This window comes from Mesorhizobium sp. M0633 (assembly GCF_040320645.1).
Lineage (GTDB): Bacteria > Pseudomonadota > Alphaproteobacteria > Rhizobiales > Rhizobiaceae > Mesorhizobium.
Map to the genome: position 1 here is coordinate 126,700 of NZ_JAMYQC010000015.1, position 21,510 is coordinate 148,209.

Annotated in this window: 20 protein-coding genes; 12 read left to right on the forward strand and 8 right to left on the reverse strand. The window is 63.2% G+C overall.

Annotated elements, in window-relative coordinates; all coding sequences use genetic code 11:
- Positions 1-13 precede the first annotated feature (13 nt).
- Positions 14-1,939: an LTA synthase family protein gene (locus tag NKI47_RS17895; protein WP_023677707.1), complete on the reverse strand. Its 1,926-nt coding sequence runs from the start codon at positions 1,937-1,939 to the stop codon at positions 14-16.
- A gap of 247 nt (positions 1,940-2,186) precedes the next feature.
- Between NKI47_RS17895 and fabD the strand changes: the two genes are divergently transcribed.
- The 7 genes from fabD to gmk all read left to right on the forward strand — a co-directional run bounded on the left by fabD (position 2,187) and on the right by gmk (position 8,704).
- The gene (gene fabD / locus NKI47_RS17900) at positions 2,187-3,152 is read left to right on the forward strand and encodes an ACP S-malonyltransferase (RefSeq protein ID WP_023677706.1); all 966 of its coding nucleotides are present in this window, start codon (positions 2,187-2,189) and stop codon (positions 3,150-3,152) included.
- Between the two features lie 60 nt (positions 3,153-3,212).
- Entirely contained in the window at positions 3,213-3,950 is a 738-nt protein-coding gene (gene fabG / locus NKI47_RS17905) for a 3-oxoacyl-[acyl-carrier-protein] reductase (RefSeq protein ID WP_023677705.1), read from the forward strand.
- Positions 3,951-4,137: 187 nt separating this feature from the next.
- The gene (locus NKI47_RS17910; RefSeq protein WP_006203723.1) at positions 4,138-4,374 is read left to right on the forward strand and encodes an acyl carrier protein; all 237 of its coding nucleotides are present in this window, start codon (positions 4,138-4,140) and stop codon (positions 4,372-4,374) included.
- A 34-nt stretch (positions 4,375-4,408) separates the two neighbouring features.
- Positions 4,409-5,671 (forward strand): beta-ketoacyl-ACP synthase II, encoded by a 1,263-nt coding sequence (gene fabF / locus NKI47_RS17915; RefSeq protein WP_023677704.1) that lies wholly within the window; start codon positions 4,409-4,411, stop codon positions 5,669-5,671.
- A gap of 93 nt (positions 5,672-5,764) precedes the next feature.
- Positions 5,765-6,985, forward strand: a complete 1,221-nt coding sequence (gene mltG, locus NKI47_RS17920) for an endolytic transglycosylase MltG (protein WP_023677703.1) — start codon at positions 5,765-5,767, stop codon at positions 6,983-6,985.
- A 138-nt stretch (positions 6,986-7,123) separates the two neighbouring features.
- Positions 7,124-8,014 (forward strand): YicC/YloC family endoribonuclease, encoded by an 891-nt coding sequence (locus tag NKI47_RS17925; RefSeq protein ID WP_023677702.1) that lies wholly within the window; start codon positions 7,124-7,126, stop codon positions 8,012-8,014.
- Positions 8,015-8,047: 33 nt separating this feature from the next.
- Complete coding sequence (gene gmk, locus NKI47_RS17930) at positions 8,048-8,704, forward strand: guanylate kinase (RefSeq protein WP_023677701.1); 657 nt, start codon at positions 8,048-8,050, stop codon at positions 8,702-8,704.
- Here the strand turns inward: gmk and NKI47_RS17935 are convergent, their stop codons facing one another.
- The 7 genes from NKI47_RS17935 to lptF form a co-directional block, all read right to left on the reverse strand.
- A complete protein-coding gene (locus NKI47_RS17935) occupies positions 8,705-8,998 on the reverse strand; it encodes a DUF1330 domain-containing protein (RefSeq protein ID WP_023677700.1) in 294 nt (97 codons plus the stop codon). It lies immediately after the preceding gene.
- A 75-nt stretch (positions 8,999-9,073) separates the two neighbouring features.
- Complete coding sequence (gene rsmA, locus NKI47_RS17940) at positions 9,074-9,913, reverse strand: 16S rRNA (adenine(1518)-N(6)/adenine(1519)-N(6))-dimethyltransferase RsmA (RefSeq protein ID WP_023677699.1); 840 nt, start codon at positions 9,911-9,913, stop codon at positions 9,074-9,076.
- A 67-nt stretch (positions 9,914-9,980) separates the two neighbouring features.
- Entirely contained in the window at positions 9,981-11,000 is a 1,020-nt protein-coding gene (gene pdxA, locus NKI47_RS17945; protein WP_023677698.1) for a 4-hydroxythreonine-4-phosphate dehydrogenase PdxA, read from the reverse strand.
- Between the two features lie 12 nt (positions 11,001-11,012).
- The gene (locus NKI47_RS17950; RefSeq protein ID WP_023677697.1) at positions 11,013-11,939 is read right to left on the reverse strand and encodes a peptidylprolyl isomerase; all 927 of its coding nucleotides are present in this window, start codon (positions 11,937-11,939) and stop codon (positions 11,013-11,015) included.
- Between the two features lie 117 nt (positions 11,940-12,056).
- On the reverse strand, positions 12,057-14,474 hold the full coding sequence (locus NKI47_RS17955) for an LPS-assembly protein LptD (RefSeq protein WP_352542725.1): 2,418 nt from the start codon (positions 14,472-14,474) through the stop codon (positions 12,057-12,059).
- Positions 14,474-15,559, reverse strand: a complete 1,086-nt coding sequence (lptG, locus tag NKI47_RS17960) for an LPS export ABC transporter permease LptG (protein WP_023677695.1) — start codon at positions 15,557-15,559, stop codon at positions 14,474-14,476. The genes NKI47_RS17955 and lptG overlap by 1 nt, the downstream gene beginning before the upstream one ends.
- Positions 15,556-16,758 (reverse strand): LPS export ABC transporter permease LptF, encoded by a 1,203-nt coding sequence (gene lptF / locus NKI47_RS17965; RefSeq protein WP_352569685.1) that lies wholly within the window; start codon positions 16,756-16,758, stop codon positions 15,556-15,558. The genes lptG and lptF overlap by 4 nt, the downstream gene beginning before the upstream one ends.
- 353 nt (positions 16,759-17,111) lie before the next feature.
- Between lptF and NKI47_RS17970 the strand changes: the two genes are divergently transcribed.
- From NKI47_RS17970 to NKI47_RS17990, 5 genes are all read left to right on the forward strand, one after another.
- On the forward strand, positions 17,112-18,278 hold the full coding sequence (locus NKI47_RS17970; protein WP_352592094.1) for a flavin-containing monooxygenase: 1,167 nt from the start codon (positions 17,112-17,114) through the stop codon (positions 18,276-18,278).
- 103 nt (positions 18,279-18,381) lie between these two features.
- Positions 18,382-18,735, forward strand: coding sequence for a VOC family protein (locus NKI47_RS17975; RefSeq protein WP_502894455.1), 354 nt, complete (start codon positions 18,382-18,384; stop codon positions 18,733-18,735).
- A gap of 49 nt (positions 18,736-18,784) precedes the next feature.
- On the forward strand, positions 18,785-20,281 hold the full coding sequence (locus tag NKI47_RS17980; RefSeq protein ID WP_352592097.1) for a leucyl aminopeptidase: 1,497 nt from the start codon (positions 18,785-18,787) through the stop codon (positions 20,279-20,281).
- Positions 20,282-20,319: 38 nt separating this feature from the next.
- Positions 20,320-20,769, forward strand: a complete 450-nt coding sequence (locus tag NKI47_RS17985; RefSeq protein ID WP_023677690.1) for a DNA polymerase III subunit chi — start codon at positions 20,320-20,322, stop codon at positions 20,767-20,769.
- 91 nt (positions 20,770-20,860) lie between these two features.
- The coding region (locus NKI47_RS17990) for a phosphotransferase (protein WP_352592100.1) at positions 20,861-21,510 on the forward strand (650 nt) is incomplete at its 3' end.

A 21,510-nucleotide genomic window follows, 5' to 3' on the forward strand; every position in this document is an offset into this window, starting at 1 on the left:
CCGCCGCCGCTGCTCAACTCGTGTGTGCAGCCACTTTGCCTGTGGTTTCGGGGAAGAAATCGGGCGCCGCATGGCGCTTGCCGAACATCATGTCGTATTGCAGCAGACGGAAGTCGCGGATTGCCGGATCGATCTCTTTCTGACGCGACCAATCGGGGGTGGCGTCGCCCCCCGGTGCCAAAAGCAAATTGCGGTCGATAACGCGGTAGCGCTCTCGCAACTGTCCGAGGAAGCCGGTGTAATAGGGATGGCTGATGCCGGCTGTCTTCAGGATATGGTAGGGCAGGAAGGACGGGCTGACGGCGCCCAGATCCTCGGCCGGGCCGCTGCGATTCGACCAGACGATCAGCGGCGTCTGGTGGTGCAGCAGCATCTGGTCGGCCGCCTCCTTGCGCGGCGCAACATTGTCCTTCAGGAAGCCGGTCTCGACGTAGACCGGCCCAAGCGGCGGCAGATGGTCGCCGAAGAACGCGATGACGGTCGGCCGCTCGCGTTTCTTCGCCCATTCGATCAGCCGCTCGAGGCCGCGGTCCGCGTCGGAAGAGCCTTCGGCATAGCTCAACAGCGATTCACGCGCCCATTGGCTGATCGGCGCCTGCACCTTGTGGGTCGGATTGTTATAGCGATACGGCTCATACGGCCCGTGGTTCTGCAGGCTGACGGCGAAAAAGAAGACCGGCTCGGCGCTGGTATCGGCTTCGTGGATAATCTCGTCGGTCATCGCAGCGTCCGACGCGAGCGGTCCGCGCTTCTGCATGGGCGGCAACGTCTCCTCGGACTTGAAGTCGTTGAAGCCGAAATCGGCATAGACGGCCCCCCGGTTCCAGAACCAGTTAGTGCCGGGATGGATAGCGCGCGCCCGGTAGCCTTGACTTTTCAGGAAGGTCGCCAGCGAGGGAGTCGGTGTCCGCACATATTGCTGGTAGGGAATGCTGCCCGCCGGCAGGAAGGCGTTGGAAAAGCCGGTCAGGGCCTCGAACTCGATGTTGGCCGTCATGCCGCCGAACTCGGGCGAGAACATGTAACCCGTGCGCAGTGCCCGCACATTGGGGATAGGGTCGGGCGTGATGGTGACGCCGGGTAGCTTGGTCGGATCCCAGAAGGATTCGCTCATGACGACGATGATGTCGGGCTTCTCGGCGGGTACCGAAGCCGTCACCTGCGGTTTGCCGATCGCTTCGATCGCCTTGCCGGAATAGCCGGGCGGCGCCGAGACATGCGCCATCGGGACGTTCAGCGCGAAGGCGAGCGCAAAACCGTTCGAGGCATAGTTTTCCTTCTGGTCCCACATGATCGGGATGATCTGCAGCCGGTCGCGTGTCCACGAGAAAGTGGCATAGTCCATGATGGAGACGAAGAAGGCGATCAGCGGCACCGTCAGCGTCAGCCGGGCAAGGCGGCCCTTGTGGCTGAGTGCCGGAACGCGGCGGCGCCATAGCCGCCAGCCATAGACGAGCAGCGACAGCCCGCCGACGATGCCGATCGCCAGGGCAATGGCGGTTCCCGGGCGATCGCGTACCAGAAGCGGCATCAATGCCACGATCTGCCGGGAATAGAGGAAATCGGTCGGATAGAGCGGATCGCCGAGATACAGCGACTTCTGGTGGCCGACGAACGCCAGCGACAATGTCAGCGGCGCGACGATCATCAGGCTCTGGTGACTGCGGCCGAGCACGGCGTCGAGGCCGATGAGGATCAGCGCAAAAATGATGATCGTGGTCCAGCCGGGTTTGAAAGGCTGCAGAAAGAAATCAATGGTGCCGGCAAAGTTGCCGCGCACGATCAGTTCGATGGCAAACACAAGGATGGCCGCAGCCAGCAAGCTGATAAGGCCATAGCGGATGACAGGCCATTTGCGCGCCGGCAGATAGCCGGTCGACGGATCGCCTTCAAGAAACTGGGGCGCCGCCTCGGCTGCGCTCTGCTTGGTCTTTGCCACTTCAATAGTTCCCCGGCCCGCAACAAAAGCGTCACTCGATTGTCATCGAACTGTCACGCAAAGCTTAGCGCCTGCGGCGGAAATAAGAAGAGCCAGCAAACAAATCGTGAGCGGTTTTCATCATGAGTGATCGCCAAAAAGCCTGCCGAAACAGGCACTCGGCCGATATTACGCGATCAAGGTTGGACTTGACTTGGCCGCACGCCTTGCGTCACAGGCAACGTGAACCAGCAGCTGGGAGCCGCCGATGGCCATCGCATTCACCTTTCCGGGGCAGGGCAGCCAGGCTGTCGGCATGGGCAAGGACCTCGCCGATACCTTTGTGGAATCGCGGCGGATCTTCGAGGAAGTTGACGACGCGCTCGGCGAAAACTTATCGAAGCTGATCTGGGAAGGCCCGGAAGAGACGCTGACGCTGACCGCCAACGCCCAGCCGGCGCTGATGGCGGTGTCGCTTGCCGCAATCCGGGCGCTGGAGGCGCGCGGCTTCTCCCTGAACGGCAAGGTCACCTATGTCGCCGGCCACTCGCTCGGCGAATATTCGGCACTTGCGGCCGCAGGTTTCGTTTCGGTCGCCGACGCCGCCCGGCTGTTGCGCATCCGCGGCAACGCCATGCAGGCGGCTGTGCCGGCCGGCGAGGGCGCCATGGCGGCGATCATCGGGCTGGAACAGGCCGACGTCGAAGCCGCTTGCGCAGAGGCCGCCCAGGGCGCCGCCAAAGATCCCGCACAAGCCTTGGTTTGCCAGATCGCCAATGACAATGGCGGCGGCCAGCTGGTGATCTCCGGCGCCAGGCCAGTGGTCGAACTGGCGGCGAGGCTATGCACGGAGAAGGGCGCCAAGCGGGCGCTGATGCTGCAGGTCTCGGCGCCCTTCCATTCGACATTGATGAAGCCTGCGGCCGAGATCATGCGGGAGGCGCTGGCCGCCGTGACGAAGAGTGCGCCGGTCGTGCCGCTGGTCTCCAATGTTACGGTGACCCCGACGAGCGATCCCGACGAGATCGCCCGCCGACTCGTCGAACAGGTGATCGGGCGCGTGCGCTGGCGCGAAACGGTGGAGTGGTTCGGCAGCAACGGCGTTGCGACGCTTTACGAAGTGGGCGCCGGCAAGGTGCTGTCGGGGCTGGCCCGCCGCATCAACCGCGATATTGCCACCACTGCCATCGGATCCGCGGCGGATGTCGAGGCGGCGCTGGCGGCGCTTGCATAATCAACTGGCGATTTGACCCCGCTCCATGCGAAGGGTGTTCGCTCAGATCAGGAGGCAAGAATGTTCGAATTGACCGGCCGCAAGGCGCTCGTCACCGGCGCATCGGGAGGTATCGGCGAGGCGATCGCCCGCGTGCTGCACGGCCAGGGCGCCATCGTCGGCCTGCATGGCACACGTATCGAGAAACTGGAGGCGCTGGCCGCCGAACTGGGCGACCGGGTCAAGCTTTTCCCGGCCAATCTTTCCAACCGCGACGACGTCAAGGCGCTCGGCCAGAAGGCGGAGGCCGACCTCGAAGGCGTCGACATCCTCGTCAACAATGCCGGCATTACCAAGGACGGGTTGTTCGTGCGCATGGCTGACGCCGACTGGGATAGCGTGATCGAGGTCAACTTGACCGCCGTGTTCCGGCTGACCCGCGAGCTTACCCATCCGATGATGCGCCGCCGCCATGGCCGTATCATCAACATCACTTCGGTGGTCGGCGTCACCGGCAATCCCGGCCAGACCAATTACTGCGCCTCCAAAGCCGGTATGATCGGCTTTTCCAAATCGCTGGCGCAGGAGATCGCTACCCGCAATATCACCGTCAACTGCGTCGCCCCAGGCTTCATCGAATCGGCGATGACCGCCAAGCTCAACGACAAGCAGAAAGAGGCGATCATGGCGGCGATCCCGACCCGGCGCATGGGCACGGGCGCCGAAGTCGCCTCTGCCGTCGCCTACCTAGCTTCTAACGAGGCAGCCTACGTCACCGGCCAGACCATTCATGTGAATGGCGGCATGGCAATGATCTAACACTTGGGAAAACGCTTCATTCCGTCTTGGATGCACGGGATTTTTCGTGTAATGCCGCCCGCAACCCGGCGGTTCGGGCAAAAACCGGTCCTGTTCCGCTGCGTTTCCGGCAGGACCATCTTTCAGCTTGATTAGCGGCATTCTGCCCGCTAACGAAGACAGACAACCAAAAGACGAGGATGCCCAAATGAGTGACACCGCAGAGCGCGTCAAGAAGATTGTCATCGAGCACCTTGGCGTCGATGCCGACAAGGTGACGGAGCAGGCGAGCTTCATCGATGATCTGGGCGCGGACAGCCTCGACACGGTCGAACTTGTCATGGCGTTCGAAGAAGAGTTCGGTGTCGAAATCCCGGACGACGCCGCCGAGACCATCCTGACTGTTGGCGATGCGGTGAAATACATCGACAAGGCCTCCGCCTGACGCTATTTGCAGTCATCACCGGGGAGGACCTGCGATGAGGCGTGTCGTCGTCACGGGCCTTGGGCTGCTTTCGCCGTTCGGCATGGGCTTCGAGCACAGCTGGAAGGAGCTTCTGACCGGCCGCAGCGCAGCCAAGCGCATCACCGAATTCGAGGTGGAAGACCTTGCTTGCAAGGTAGCCCACGTCATTCCGCGCGGTGACGGCTCCAATGGCACTTTCAATCCTGAAGCCGTTCTCGAGCCGAAGGAACTGCGCAAGATCGGCGACTTCATCCTGTACGGGATCGCGGCCGCCGACGAGGCACTCAAGGATTCCGGCTGGCAGCCGAAGACGCATGAGGAACAGTGCGCCACCGGCGTGCTGATCGGTTCGGGCATCGGCGGCATCGAAGGCATCGCCGAGAATGCGATGATCCTCAAGGAACGCGGTCCGCGCCGCATCAGCCCATTCTTCATCCCTGGCCAGATCATCAACCTCGTCTCCGGTCAGGTCTCGATCCGGCATGGGCTGAAAGGCCCCAACCATGCCGTCGTCACCGCTTGCTCGACCGGTGCGCACGCCATCGGCGATGCCGCCCGGCTGATCATCTGGGGCGATGCCGACGTTATGGTCGCAGGCGGCGCCGAAGCGCCGGTGACGAGACTGTCGATCGCCGGGTTCGCCGCTTGCCGCGCGCTCTCCACCGAGCGCAACGACGCGCCACAAACGGCCTCACGCCCCTATGATCGCGATCGCGACGGCTTCGTCATGGGCGAGGGCGCCGGCGTTGTCGTGCTCGAGGAGCTCGAACACGCCAAGGCCCGCGGCGCCAAGATCTATGCCGAGGTCACCGGCTACGGTCTGACCGGTGACGCCTATCACATCACCGCGCCTGCCGAAGACGGCGACGGCGCTTTCCGTTGCATGACCGCGGCGCTGAACCGGGCGAAGCTGACGCCGGCCGATGTCGACTACATCAACGCGCACGGCACCTCGACCATGGCCGATACGATCGAACTCGGCGCCGTCGAGCGGCTGGTCGGCAACGCCGCCTCGAAGATATCGATGTCGTCGACCAAATCGTCGATTGGCCACCTGCTGGGCGCGGCTGGCGCTGCCGAGGCGATCTTTTCGATCCTCGCCATTCGCGACAACATCGCGCCGCCGACCATCAATCTTGACAATCCGGAGCGCGAAACGGCGATCGACCTGGTGCCGCACAAGCCGCGGGCCCGGCAGATCGACGTGGCGCTGTCCAACTCCTTCGGCTTCGGTGGCACCAACGCCTCGCTCGTCTTCCAGCGCTACAATGGCTGACCGCTCTGCCGGTTTCCGTCTGCCGTCAATTTTGCCATATTCGCCCCTACTCTGCCCGAGGGGATTCGTCGCAAGATCAAATGGTAGGGCGCTATGAACACAAATCCGGCCGATAACGGGGAATTCGGGCAACGGGCAGCAACGCCCGGCCCGATCGTGCCGAAGACGGCCAGCGAGGCGTTGCGGCCCGAGGCCGGCACGCCGCCGCCGAAGCGCTCGCGTGCCTCGCGCAGCCAGTTCGTCGTGTTCATGAACTTCGTCATCTCTTCGGTGATGCTGATGGTGCTGGCGGCAGGCGTTGCGCTGTATTTCGGCAAGCAGGAGTTCAACGAGCCCGGCCCGTCGGCCAATGGCGACACTTTCCTGGTCAAGCCGAATAGCGGCGTCCAGGAGATCGCCGACCAGCTTGAGCGGCGAGGGCTGATCAGCGACGCCCGCATTTTCCGCCTTGGCGTGCGCGCCTTCGGCAATGATTCCGCCCTGAAGGCCGGCGAATACGAGATCAAGCCGCAGGCGTCGATGCACGATATCATGGAACTGCTGAAGAGCGGCAAGTCGGTGATGTATTCGCTGACTATCCCCGAGGGGCTGACGGTCGCGCAGGCGCTGCAACGGATTGCCGAGCAGGACGCGCTGACCGGCGATATGCCGTCGACCACTCCACCTGAGGGCAGCCTCGCCACCGACACGCTGCGTTTCACCCGCGGAGCAACACGCCAGCAGATGGTCGACAAGCTTCTGGCCGACCAGAAGAAGCTGGTCGACGAGGTCTGGCAGCGCCGAGCGCCGGATTTGCCGATCGCCAACGTTGAGGATTTTGTCACCCTAGCCTCTATCGTCGAGAAGGAGACCGGCAAGGGCGATGAACGCTCGCGCGTAGCCGCCGTCTTCCTCAACCGGCTGGCCAAGGGTATGCGGCTGCAGTCGGACCCGACCATCATCTACGGCCTGTTCGGCGGCAAGGGCAAACCCATCGACCGCCCGATCTATCAGTCGGACATCCAGAAGCCGACGCCCTACAACACCTATCTGATCAACGGCTTACCGCCGACGCCGATCGCCAATCCCGGCCGTGCGGCGCTGGAGGCAGTCGCTAATCCGTCGAAGACCAGCGATCTCTACTTCGTCGCCGACGGCACCGGCGGGCACGTCTTTGCCTCGACGCTCGATGAGCATAACGAGAATGTCGCTCGCTACCGGGCACTGCTGAAAAAGCAGGCGCAGGACGCCGCCAAGGCCGGGGCAACCAATACCGGAGCCGACACGCCGGCGGGAGCCATCGTTGACGATGCGGGCGCCACCGCCGCCCAGTAGGGCCGGACGCCATCAGGTTGGCCCTGTGCATGTCCGGGTGGATGTGCAAGGGCTGCTATGGCATTGAAATTCACATGATCCTGTCCGGAGAAAATCGCTCCGGCTTGAGGGGCATTCGGCAAAGGGACGCACGGCTACATGAACTTGCAGAGCATGACCGGTTTTGCGCGCAGTGTCGCCGAACACGACGGCACTTCGATTGCCTGGGAAGCCAAGTCCGTCAACGGCAAAAGCGTCGAGGTCAGGCTGCGGCTGCCGCAAGGTTTCGACCGGCTGGAGCCGGCCGTCCGGCAGACGGTGCAAAAGCGTTTTGCGCGCGGCAATTTCCAGATGACGCTGACCATTGGCCGCGCCGCCGGCGCTCAAGCGCAACCCGTGGTCAACGAGGCTTTCCTGAAGGATCTGGCGGGCTTGGCCAAGCGGCTGCAGGAGCAGTTCGGAGTAGCCCCTGCGGCGGCCGACGGCCTGCTTGCGCTGCGCGGCGTCCTCGACATTCCCGAAACCATCGAAACCGAAGAGGCGCGCAGTGCGCTCGATACCGCAATACTGTCGGCGCTGGAAGCAGCACTGAACGGGCTGCAGCAGGCGCGCCAGGGCGAAGGTGCGGCACTTCGTTCCCTGCTGTCCGGCCATATCGATGCCATCGAGGCGCTGACGCTGCGGGCCGAGGCCGATCCATCACGCGAACCGGCCACGATCCGCGAAAGGCTCGCCGAGCAGATCCGCCTGTTGATGGACGCGTCTGCCAACCTGGACGCCAGCCGGCTGCATATGGAAGCGGCGTTCCTGGCCACCAAGGCCGACATACGCGAGGAAATCGACCGGCTGAAGACACACGTGGCGTCGGGGCGGGCACTGCTCGCCGGCGGTGGCGCCATCGGCCGCAAGCTCGATTTCCTGGCACAGGAATTCAACCGCGAATCGAATACGCTGTGTTCCAAGTCGAATGCTGCCGCGGTCACCGCCATCGGGCTGGAACTGAAGGCGGTCGTCGACCAGTTTCGCGAACAGGTCCAGAATCTGGAATGATCCCGATGCCAAGCCACATGACTGCCAAGCCCCATGACCGCTAGGGATGTGGGTTCCCGCATTCGGCGCCGCGGGCTGATGCTGGTCTTGTCGTCGCCGTCAGGCGCCGGCAAGTCGACGATTGCGCGCAATCTGCTGGAGAGCGATTCCAGCCTGGAATTGTCGGTCTCGGTCACCACGCGGCCACGCCGCGGCAGCGAGATCGAGGGCGTCCATTACCACTTCCGTACCATGCGCGAGTTCGAGCGGCTGCGCGATTCCGATGCGCTGCTCGAATGGGCGGAGGTGCACGGCAATTGCTACGCGACGCCGCGCGAGCCGGCTGAACAGGCGCTGGCCGAAGGCCGCGACATGCTGTTCGACATCGACTGGCAAGGCGCTCAGCAACTCAAGGAGAAGATGCGCGCCGACATCGTCTCGATATTCATCCTGCCGCCATCGATGAAGGAATTGAAGGCGCGGCTGAAGCGTCGCGCCGAGGACCAGGAAGCGGTGATCGAGACGCGGCTCAAGAACGCCCGCAACGAGATCGAGCACTGGAAGGAATATGATTTCGTCATAGTCAACGACGATCTCGACCGCGCTTTCGCCGAGGTGCGGGGCATCGTCACGGCCGAACGGCTCAGACGCGATCGCCGGCCGGGCCTGTTCGATTTCGTCTCGGGGCTGCTCGACGAAAAGACGGATTGATCAAGGCGCTGTCCCCGCGACCAGGATCAGATTGCGGCTGAGCGCGGCGTCGCGCAGTTCCAATGCCGCGGCATATTCGGCGGAGCGGTACCAACGCCGCGCCGTGTCCATGTCGGGGAATTCCACGATGATCAGCGGCCCGGGAGACCAGTCGCCTTCCAACCTTTCCACCTCGCCGCCGCGTACCAGATAGCGCCCGCCATGCTGGGCGATGGAGGCAGCCGCGCTGGCGCGATAGGCTTCGATAGCCTCTGCGTCACGGATCGTGACGTCGGAAATGACATAGGCGGCCACTGTTTGTCTCCGGGCAGGGTTTGTCCGGCTATCTATGCCATGAGAGCGGAAATTCCACGCGGACGCTTCCCGGCATCACACCGCGTTGGTCAGGCGAACGAATTCCTCGACGCTGAGCGTCTCCGCACGCCTGGTCGGATCGATGCCGGCGCGGGTGAGCAGTGCCTCGCCGCCGAGGCTTTTCACGCTCTGCCGCAGCATTTTCCGGCGCTGGCCGAATGCCGCTTCGGTGACGCGGCTGAGCCGTTTCACCTCTGCCGGCAAGGGGTTGGCACGCGGCACAAGATGCACCACCGAGGACGTCACCTTGGGTGGCGGCGTGAACGCCTGCGGCGGTACGTCGAAGGCAATCCTCGCCTCCGTCCGCCAGCCGGCCAGCACGCCGAGCCGACCATAGGCCTCGCTGCCGGGGCTGGCTGCAATGCGTTCGGCGACCTCGCGCTGGAACATCAGCGTCATCGATGTGTAGAACGGCGGCCACTCGGTGACGGTCAGCCAGCGGATCAGCAATTCGGTGCCGATATTGTAGGGCAGGTTGGCAACGATTTTCGCCGACCCGCCGCTTCCCGGCACTCCTTTTGCAAGCGCTGCAAAATCAGCTTTCAGCGCATCGCCGGCTACGATCTCGAGCCGACCCGGATAGTGGTTCGCGATCTCGGCCAAGGCCGCCAGGCAGCGCTCGTCGCGCTCGATCGCGACGACCCGCCGGGCGCCGTTGAGGAGCAGGGCACGAGTCAGCCCGCCCGGACCGGGACCGACCTCGATAACCGTAACGTCGCTCAGGTCGCCGGCGGTTCGCGCAATCTTGCTTGTCAGGTTAAGGTCGAGCAGAAAATTCTGGCCCAGCGCCTTTTTCGCCTGCAGCCCATGGCGCTCGATCACCTCGCGCAGTGGCGGCAGGCCGTCTATGCTCATCGGGCTGGGCTCATCAGGCGGGCTCATCGGGTTAAGGCCATCGAATTTGGCTGATTGGGCTCAGGGCCTACGGCCTTTTCCCGGTATCGGCAAGAACGCGAGCGAGTTTCAGCGCTGCAATCAGGCTGCCGGCACGGGCGATGCCCTTGCCGGCGATGTCGAAGGCGGTGCCGTGGTCGGGCGAGGTGCGGACGAAGGGCAGGCCGAGCGTCACGTTGACCGCCTCGTCAAACGCCAGCGCCTTGGCCGGGATCAGCGCCTGGTCGTGATACATACAGAGCGCCACGTCGTAGCCGGCGCGGGCGCGAGCATGAAACAGCGTGTCGGCCGGCAATGGCCCGAAGGCGTCGATCCCTTCCTGCCTCAGCCGGTCGACTGCCGGGCGCACGATCCGCTCGTCTTCGGTGCCCATGGTGCCGCCTTCGCCGGCATGCGGGTTGAGGCCGGCAACGGCGAGCCGCGGCTTGGCAATTCCGAAGCGGTTCGCAAGGTCGGCGGCGGTGATGCGGCCGGTGGCGACGATAAGGTCCGTCGTCAGCTCTTTCGGCACCTCGGCCAGCGCGATGTGGATGGTGACCGGCACGGTGCGCAGGTCCGGTCCGGCAAGCAGCATCACAGGCGTCACTTCGGTGCCGGTGTGAAGCGATGCCAGATGCGCCAGATATTCGGTGTGGCCGGGAAAGCGAAAGCCGGCGTCGTAGAGCGGCTTCTTGGCGATGGGGCAGGTGACGACCGCGGCAGCGCGGCCAGCCAGGCAGTCGGCAACGGCGCGGTCGATCGCCTCGATGATGCCGGCGGCGTTGGCTGGATCCGGGCGGCCGGGACTGTCGACGAAACGGGCAGCAAGCGCCACCACCGGCAGCGCGCGCGAAAACACCCCCGGCGCTAACGCCGGCGTCGTCTCGGCAATCGCGATATCGGTGCCGAGCCTGTGCGCCCGCGCGGCAATCAGTGCCGGATCGGCAAGGAGATAAAAAGACGGAACGCCAGCGCTATCGCGGGCCTGCCAAGCAGCGATGGCGATGTCCGGCCCCACGCCGGACGGATCGCCGACGCTCAACGCCAGCGGAAGCTCTGCGTCAGCCACGGCGCTTCGACTTCAGCGCTCGATTATGCGGGCTTTCTTCCGCAACTCCTCGACATATTTCTTCGAGAGTTCGTCGGCGTTCTTGTCGTTCGAACCTTCACTCTGGAACACCATCTGCGCGGCTTTGTCGTCTGACACTTCGCGCGACGAGCAGATGCCGATGAATTCGACACCGCGGTCGGTTTCGCGCGTCGTGGTGGCGCCGCCGACCTTTGTAGCCTTTATCTGCTCGGCCCAGTCCGCCGGCAATTGGGGCGCCAGCACCCGGCCGAGATCGCGAACGGTGACATCGATCAGGCCCTTGGCGAATTCGCGGGTGGTGTTGCAGCCGTTGAAGCGGGCGCGCATGGCATCGGCTTCGCGTTTGCGCTTGGCCAGCGTCGCGGTTCGCTCGGCGGCCGGCACCACGAAGATGACCTGCTGCAGCATGTACTCTGTGGCGCTCGGTTTGCTGCCGCCTTTTTCGAGCATGCGCTTGACGAGGTCCTGCTCGCTCATTGCGCCGCCACCGTCTCCGGAACGGGAACGCGCGGTCAGCGCCTGGTTCCAGGCCATCTGTGCCCGGATAAACTCCTTGAAATGCTCCTTGGTGACGCCGGATTGCGCCATCGCGCCGTCAAGCTGCTTGAGCGGCATCTTGTTGCTGGTGGCGAAACGCTGATAAGCGGCATCGACCTGCGCGTCGCTGATGCGGATGCCGAGCCGCCGGGCTTCGGCCAGACGCAGCGTCTGGTCGATCATTTCCTGGCCGGCATCGCCCTTTCTGTGCTGCAGGCGCAGGAAAGCGGCCCGATGCTGGATGTCGCCGGTGGTGATCGGTATATTGTTGACGACGTATTTGATCTCGGTGGCGAAAACTGGCCGCGTCACCGCGGTGGTCGAGAACGCCACCAGCAGCGCGAACCCTGCCGAAAAGAGGTATTTCCTCATCGAAAGCATCCCAATTCCATCCCGATTCAGCCGAACCTATCCCAGTTCAGGCCGTCAAAATTCGTGCCTGCTCTATGCGGCGAAACAATGTCGTCCGCCAGCCGCCCCGTTGCCGACCGCTGCCCGTTATTGAATGGTGTCGATGGAGCGTTGCGACGAGCCGAAATCGCCGAGCGTGCGGAACGACAGGTTGAAGCCGACGTTCTGCGATACTTCCTTGGTGTTCAGGTCACGTCTTTCCGAAAACGTCATCAAATAGGTAAAGCACGAATCACTATAGGCAAAGCCGACCCCGTCCTTGACCAGAACGCTCTGCTCCAGATCATATGTGCCGGTGCCAAAGACGCGCCAATTCTCGGCAAGATGTGTCGAGGCGCCGAGCGTAACCTCATGGCGATCGGTCGAGAAGCCATAGAGTGGCTGCGCCTGGATGAAGGCGTATTTGGCGCTCAGCGACACCGGCAGGCCTGAAAAGGCGGCCTTTACCTCAGCGCGGCGGATCTCGAAGCTTTGCTCGTCGAAACGGCCGCTGACCGAGCCGGAAAACCCGCTGGGGCTGTTGAAGCCGACAAGGCCGACATAGTCGGAGGTTGCAGTTTCAAGACCTGAATAGGCGCCGACATTGACCAGGTCCGGCGTGCCGAACGAGTTCTGGCCGCCGAGCTGGTAGGATTGGCCGAACACCGCATTGGTGCCCCAGCCATTGTCATATGCGCCGGAATAGCGCAGCCCGACATTGGCGCGTGTGCCGCCTTCCATGCGGTCATAGCCCGAGAATTTGTCGCGCTCGAACAGCGTCGTGGCGTCGAAGACGAAGCTCTGGGCGTCCTCGTTGGGGACCGCCAGCCCGCCGACATATTGCTCGTTCGGACGCATGAATACCTGCGCCATCGGTTCGAAGACATGGCTGGAACTGGTCATCGAAAACAGCACCGGCCAGCGCATCTCAAGGCCGGCGGTCGCCATGTAGCGGGCAAGCGATGAACGCATATCGTCCTCGACGCCGAGATTGGTCGCCATCTGGTTGACGGCGTCGAGCGAGGCCGAGGAGGCGTTGACGTAGCCGGCGTCGCCGCGCAGCGCCAGGAGCGGTGTCAGCAGAAGCCCGCCATCGGTGGTGAAGGTGCGCTTCCATTCGGCTTCCGCGGTAAGGCGCCCGGATTGACCGTCGATGCCGCGGACGTTGTTGACGGACGAAGGGATGCCCGAATTTGCAAGAGCCGTATCGAGCCTGTCGCGGTCAATGACCCGCGCGTTGACGTCGAACGACAGCTGCCCGCCGGCCACCGGCATGTCGGGGATATAAGCGTAGTCGAGCGAGGGCAGCACCCAGGGCTGCTTGGCGGCGCGTGCAGTCGGATCGCTGGCGAGCGTGTCTTCCTGAACCTCGAAGTGCATGGCGCGCACGTCGAAGTAATTGCGATCGTTGAGCCCCGTCAGGTACACCTCGGAGCGGTGCACGCTATCGTTGAAGCCATCGATGTCGTAGGTGCGCGCGAAATTCTTGTCGCTCTGCAGCAGGATGTCCCAGCCGAAGTCCCAGCGCGGGTTGATGGCGAACTGGCCCTGGGTGCCCATCATGCCGCGGAACCTGTTCGGGTCGCCTTCGGTACCCGAATTCACGTTGTGGCCATTGTCGTCGATGAAGGCGTCGGGATTCTCCTGCCGGATGCCCGCAATCTTCAGGCTGTACTGACCGTTGTTGAAGCGCTGCCTCCACTCGGCCTCACCGAGGAAACCTTGCTTGGTATAGCCGCTGCCAGTGACAGTGAGATCGTAGGTCGGCGAGAGCGCGAAATAATAGGGGACTTTAACACCGACGCCGAGATCGCTCTTGTAGGCGACGCCGGGGATCAGGAAGCCGCTCTTGCGCTTGACCGTTGGGTCGGCGATCTCGAAAGCCGGCAGATAGGCCAGCGGAAAGCCGAAGAACTCGAAATTCGAGTTCTCGAAGCGAACCGTCTTCTTCTCGCCGTTCCAGATGATCTTCCTGGCCTTGATACGCCAGGTCGGCGCTTTGTCGGGCTTGTCCTCGCACGGCTCGCAGGCGGTGTAGACGCCATTGTGGAACGTCGTCAGCACGCCGCCCATGCGCTCCGCGCTTTCGGCGGCGAAATACGCCTTGTCTATGGTCTCGACCCGCAGCGCGTTGACGAAGCCGTCGGCGAAATCGTCAGTGATGTCGGCATGCTGCGAATAAATTTTGGTGCCGTCGCTATTGACGAGTTCGACATTGCCGCTGGCGACGAGGCGTTTGGTGTTGCGGTTGTATTCGACCCGCTGGGCGACGAGACGGTTGCCGCCGTAGTCGATCTGGACGCCGCCGACGGCCGTCACTGTCTGCTTGTCGTTGTCGTAGACCAGCGTATCGGCTGCCAACAGCATCTGCGTGCCGCTCGGAACCTTCGTTGCCAGCTCACTGACGTCCTGGGCGAAAGCCGGAGCAACCGGGGCGGCGCTGGCAAGCAGGCATGCCAAGGCGCTCGCCGCAGAGAGGCGTGCCAAACCGGCGTGCCTATGGCTGCGCAAAACCGCCTCCCTCACTAGCCGTCTTCCTTGTATAGCAGGAATGTCACCCCGAAGAACATAGCCACGACAACCGGGACCCAAGCCGCTACGGCAGTGGGTACGAATCCCGCTACGCCGAATGCCTTGACCAGCACCGAAACGACATAAAGCAGAAAGCCGGCCACGATGCCACCCAGAATCATCGTTGCCGACTGCCCCATCCTCGCAAATCGCATTGATACCGTTGCCGCAATCAGCGTCATCGCGACAAGCAGGAAGGGCAGCGCAATCAGGGAATTGAACTGCATGGCGAAGGCGTTTGCCTTGAGGCCGAAGGAGCGGGCCACTTCGATCTTGCCGGGCAGATCGTAGAAGGGAATGGTCTCAGGGCGCGCCAACCGCTCTTGCACGAATTCCGGCTTGAGATTGGTCGGCAGCCGATCGCTAGGTAACGACTGGATGGTACCGTCCCGGAACACCTTGACGTCCTGCAATTCCCAGTAGCCGTCCCGCAAAAAGGCGCGCGCCGCATCCTTGCGCTCGATGATGTCGCCTTGCGGGCTGAAGCTGAAGAAGACCGCGTCGGCCATCTCCAGGCCTTGATTGAGAATGGCGCGCGCGCCGATGATGGTGTCGCCGGCGTTGGTTTTCTGCCTGATCCAGGGCGCAGCATCGGCCGAGACGCTGTTCGACTTGCCCGAACGGAGCTGGGTCTCGATCTCCTCGGACCAGGAATAGGCGTGCGCGGCTACCGGATTGATGACGCCGACCGACAAGGCTCCAAACAGCAGCGCCCCGATGCAGCACGGCAGCAGGAATTGCCATGCGGAAACCCCGGCGGAACGGGCAATGACCAATTCATATTTGCGGTTGAGCGACACCAACGTCGCCATCGCCGAGAACAGGCCGACGAACGGCACCGTCTGCAGCATGATCATCGGCATCCTGAGCCCCGAAATGGCGAACGCAGTTGCGTAGGTGAAGCCCGGCACGCCGGTCGTGCGGCCGGAAAGCTCGGTGAAATCGATCAGGAACACCAGCGCCAAGAGGCCGATGAAGAACCAGATGGTGATCGTCACATAGCGAAAGAAGAAGTACCGACCCAGAGTCCAGCCCATCAGCCGGCCCCCTGCCCGGATGCGCCACGCCTGGCAAAACGGAGCTTGATGGCGCTCCAGCCGTCACTGAAGCGGCCGGCAAGATTGGTTATCCAATCGGCCCAGGCAACCGGCAGTTCCATGGTCCGGTTGGACACGATGAACCAGATGGCGATCGCCGATGCCACGATCGGGACGCCGTAGACCATATAGGCATATTGCGGCACCTTGTCGGCCTTGCCGGCGGCAAAGAACCCGAGCCAGCGCACGAACAGTGCGATCGCGATTGCCGTGATCAGCGGGTGCACACGCGCCTCGCGATGCGAGCGCGCATCTCCGGCAACGGCGAGCGCGATCAGCGCGAAGACGAGCGAATAGGACCACTCGGAAAAACGCTGGTTGAGCTCGGCCAGGTACCTGTTCGGCTTTTGCTGGTACATCTTGTCGTTCGGACTTGGATTGAGCAGATACTGGGTCGTCCGGTCCTTCGGCAAAAGCAGGATGTCAGATGATGCCGACATGAAAGCGGACAAGTCGAAGGCGTAGGAGGTGAACCGGATCACCGAGAGGTCGCCAGTCATGGTTTTGCGATGGATGACGCCGTCATTCATCATCAGCACCTTCTCGTCGCCGCGTTCGATGATGCTGCCGGTCTTGGCGTAGTAGATGAGATTGACGCCTTCTTCGCGCGAATCGGCGACGAAGATGCCGCCGAGACGGTTGTCGGGAAGCCGTTCGCCAACCTGCAGGAACAGGCCGTCATCGATCTTACGGAAGGTGCCTTCCTGGATGATCAACGACAACAGATCGGCACGCGACGACGCAATCAACTCGCGGTTCTTCTGGCGTGCGTAAGGGTCGACGCCATTGTCGACGGCGAAGGAAAAAACGCTGGCTGCAAGTGCCAGAAGCATGATCGGCCTGACGATGGTCCAGCGTGAAGCGCCGGCGGCATTGATGACGGCCAGCTCCGAATCCGAATTCATCACGCTGAGTATCTGGGCGACCGCGACCACCAGGGCGAACGGCACGACGATCGGAACGATCGTCGGGATGATCAGCGCTGCGACTTCGAAGAAGGTGAGGGCCGACTGACCGCTATCGGTGACGAGGTCGATGCGGGCGAGCACCTGAGTCGTCCAGACGATCGCCAGCGTCCAGACGAGCGCCAGCGCGAATACCGCGAAAGCACGGCGCATGATGTAACGTTCAACGACCTTCATGAAGGCTTTTCTCGGCGATTTCGAACGGCATCATGCCTTGGAACAAGGTAGTCGTCCGGCGCCGGCTGCACAACTGGCTCAGTTTGGCGGTTCGATCTGGGTTCTGTCCCGGATCGCAAAATCCGCTGGGCCGGAGTGTCGGCGGCAATGGATAAGAAAGAGCGAACATTGTTGGTTAACAACAGGTTGCGGCGGGAAGCGGGGCCGTGCCGCGACGAATCGTGGATGGTTCGATATCGCATATGGGAGCGATTTCGGCCAAAGTCTTGTCAAATGCGGCAAAACGACCAAATGTCGCGCCGGTCGCGACCGCCGCGACATGATAAGACGGGTCAGGATCTGTGAGCCCCAGCATGGAAGCGGAAAAATTGCGCGGTCAAACCGGTCGGGAAACGATCTTTGACGGCGCGATCGTGGTCGGCGCCGGCGCAGCCGGCCTTGCCGCCGCCCACGCCTTGATGAAGGCCGGCGTACCGACGCTCGTCCTGGAAAAGGAGAGCCGGCTTGCCGAACCCTGGCATCGGCGGCACCAGCGGCTGCACCTCAATACGCATCGCGATCTCTCGACGCTGCCCGGCGTCGGCTATCCCGCAGGCACCCCGGCTTTTCCGCATAAATCGGCCGTCATTCGCCATCTGAACGATTTCAGCCAGGCGCATGGTCTGCCGGTCGCATTCGGCGTTGCCGTTGAAGAGATCACGTTCGACGGCGATCACTGGACCGTGCGGACGAACTCCGGACGTCGTCTGGCGCGCCATGTCGTCGTCGCCACCGGGCGCGACCGGCAGCCGTTTATTCCCGCGTGGAAAGGCATGAAGGATTTTGCAGGCCGGATTATCCATTCGGCCGATTTTGGCGAGGCGAAGGACTACGTCGGCAAAAAGGTGCTGGTCGTCGGAGCCGGCAATTCGGGGTTCGATGCACTCAATCATCTTGCGAATGCAGATGCCCAAAGCATCTGGCTGTCGGCCCGCAACGGCCCGTCGCTGCTGCCGAAACGCATCGGCAAGGTCGCCGTCCACAGGCTTTCACCGTTGATGGCGAGCTTGCCGGTGCGGTTGGCCGATGCGGTGATGGCGACAACCCAGCGCCTGGTTTTCGGCGACCTGACGAAATTTGGGCTTCCGCCGGCTCCCATAGGCGGTGCGAGCCGTCTGAGCGCCGACTACACCGCGATCGCAGCCGATGACGGCGCGGTTCGCGCCATAAAGGCAGGCACGATCGTGGTGGTGCCACTATTGCGGGAATTTACCCAAGACGGCATCGTGTTGAATGAAGGCAGGTTGATCACGCCCGATATCGTCATTGCGGCGACCGGCTATCGCACCGGTCTGGAGCAGATGGTCGGCAAGCTCGGCGTTCTCGACGGCAAGGGCGTTCCGCTTTTCAACGGCGGCGATGCCGATCCGAAATTGCCCGGTCTGTGGTTTACCGGCATGCGGCCGAGCATTCGCGGTTGTTTCGCCAACGCCCGCATTCAGGCCAGGGCGATAGCGGCGCGGATTGTCAAGCAGCGATAATGAGCCGGACTATGCCGACTGTTCCGCCCGCAATAGACACGCCTTGTTGAAACGTGCTCGAACCGAAAGGTCAATAGTCATGACGCCAGTCAGCATTCGCTACATGGTCGATGATGTCGCCGCCTCGATCGACTTCTACTGTGGACATCTGGGCTTCGCTGTTGAACAGGACGCCCGACCGGCTTTTGCTTCCGTCACACGCGGCGCTTTACGGCTCCTTCTAAGCGGACCCGGCAGTTCGGGTGCACGGGCGATGCCGGATGGCCGGCAGCCGGTGCCGGGAGGTTGGAATCGCATCCTGTTGGTGGTGCCGGACCTGAAAGAAGAGGTTGCGCGCCTCAAGAGTGCTGGACTTGTCTTTCGCAACGATATCATAACGGGCGTCGGCGGTTCCCAGACGCTGCTCGAAGACCCATCGGGCAATGTCATCGAGCTGTTTCAACCCGCCGCTCACTGACGAACGTTTCTCGCAATAATCCAACTCACTTCCCCGAAAGCAGGACATGATGAATTCGAGACCTTCGATCGCCTTTGCCAAATTCGCCGCGCCCAAAAAAGGCAGCGTTTTCGTTCTGGTGGCCGACGAGGGCGGCCTCAGCGATGCCGCCAGGGCTTGCGATCCGGCAAAGACCCTCGAGCGGGCTTTTCCGGTCGCCGACTTCACCGGCAAATTCGCCAGCCTGGTCGAAGTGCTGGCACCGGAAGGGACATCGCTCGAGCGGCTGGTGGCGGTCGGTGCCGGCAAGGGTTCCAATCTCGATGATTACGCCTGGCTGAAGCTCGGCGGCACGATTGCCGCGTCCTTTCGCAAGGCAACCGAAGTGGCCGTCGTGCTCGATCTTCCCGGTGCGGCCGTCAGCGGCAGGCAAGCCGTTCAGCTTGCAGCGGGCATCCTGCTGCGCAGCTATTCCTTCGACAAGTACAAGACCAAAAAGAACAATGGTGACGACAAGCGCGAGCCAAAAAAGCCGGTCAAGGTGACTATTCACACCGCCGATCCGGCAGTTGCAAAGAAGGCCTTCGCCGATGAAGCGGCGGTGATCGACGGCGTCTTGCTGGCGCGCGATTTGGTCAATGAACCGGCCAATGTTTTGGGACCGGTGGAATTCGCCGCCCGCATCGCCGAACTGGAGGCGCTCGGCGTCACGGTCGAGATCCTGGCCGAGAAGGAGATGAAGAAGCTCGGCATGGGTTCGCTGCTGGGCGTAGCGCAGGGTTCGCCGCGTGGCGCCCGCATCGCGGTCATGCGGTGGGACGGCGGCAAGGCCAAGGAAAGCCCGGTCGCCTTTGTCGGCAAGGGCGTCACCTTCGACACCGGCGGCAATTCGATCAAGCCGGCGTCGGGCATGGAGGACATGAAGGGCGACATGGGCGGCGCTGCTGCCGTCACCGGGCTGATGCACGCGCTGGCCGCGCGCAAGGCGAAGGTCAATGTCGTCGGCATTGTCGGGCTGGTTGAAAACGCCGTCGACGGCCACGCTCAGCGACCGGGCGACATTGTCACCTCGATGTCGGGCCAGACTATCGAAGTGCTCAATACCGACGCCGAGGGCCGCCTGGTGCTGGCCGATGCGCTCTGGTACTGCAACGACCGCTTCCAGCCGAAATTCATGATCAATCTGGCGACGCTGACCGGCGCCATCATGGTCGCGCTCGGCCAGTATTATGCCGGCCTGTTCTCCAACAATGACGAGTTGGCGGACCGGCTGACGGCGGCCGGACAGGCGACGCAGGAGCGGGTGTGGCGCATGCCGCTCGGCGCCGAATACGACAAGCTGATCGATTCCAAGAATGCTGACATGAAGAACATCGGCGGCCGCCATGGCGGCGCCATCATCGCCGCGCAGTTCCTGCAGCGCTTCGTCAAGGACACGCCCTGGGCGCATCTCGACATCGCCGGCACCGCGATGGGCGCGCCTTCCAACGAGATCAACCAGTCATGGGCTTCCGGCTTCGGCGTCAGGCTGCTCGACCGGCTGGTGCGCGATCATTACGAGCAATGAGCGGCTGGGGCGGGACTCCGACAATGTAGACTGAACGCATGGCCGAGATTCTGTTTTATCACCTGACCGAATCGACGCTGGAGGATGCGCTGCCCGGCCTCCTGGAGCGCAGTGTCGATCGCGGTTGGCGCGCCGTGGTGCAGACCGGCACCGAGGAACGGCGCGACGCGCTGGACCAGCATCTGTGGACTTTCCGGGACGATTCGTTCCTGGCCCACGCGACGGATCGCGAAGCCCATCCCGCCGAGCAGCCGGTGGTTCTGACCGTCGGCCCCGACAATCCGAACCAGGCGCAGATACGCTTCCTGGTCGATGGGGCGGTGCCGCCGGAGCTTGGCGGCTACCAGCGCGCCGTGTTCCTGTTCGACGGCCACGATGCAGCCCAGCTAGAGGCGGCACGCACGCATTGGAAGACAATGAAGGAGGCCGGCCACACCGTGACCTACTGGCAGCAAACGCCTGACCGGCGCTGGGAACGCAAGGCTTAGAGAATTTGCCGGCAAGGGAATCACTGGCGCCGCAAGAGTGCGATGACAAAAAGATGGACCGCCGGCTATTCAGAAGACCGGAGCAAGCTCGATGCCGCCCGATGAACGAACGCCAGGCATGCCGATAGATGCCGCACTTGTTCGCCGGCTGATTGCCGCGCAGTTCCCCAAATGGGCGGACCTGCCGGTAGAGACGGTCGAGCCTGGCGGCTGGGACAACCGCACGTACCGGCTGGGCGACAGCATGTCGGTGCGGCTGCCGAGCGCTGCCGCCTATGTCGCCCAGGTCGAGAAGGAGCATCGCTGGCTGCCCCGCCTGGCGCCTCACCTGCCTCTGCCGATACCCGTGCCGCTGGCCAAAGGCGCGCCCGGGGAAGGCTATCCATGGCCTTGGTCCGTCTATCGCTGGCTTGGCGGCAGACCGGCGGCTGGTGGACTGATTGCCGATCTTACCGAGTTCGCCCGTTCGCTGGCCGGCTTTCTGGTTGCGCTCTACCGGATCGACGCTGCCGATGGGCCACCGGCAGGGCAGCATAATTTCCACCGCGGTGGCCGGCTTTCGGTCTACGACGCCGAGACCCGAGCCGCGCTCTCGGCGCTCGGCGGCCGCATCGACAAGGCCGCCGCCGAGGCCGTGTGGGCGAGGGGGGGGGGGGGGGGGGGGGGAGGGGGGCGGCGGGGGGGGGGGGGCGGGGCGGGCGCGCGGGCGCGTTGGGGTGGGAGGAGGCACAGGAGAGCGGG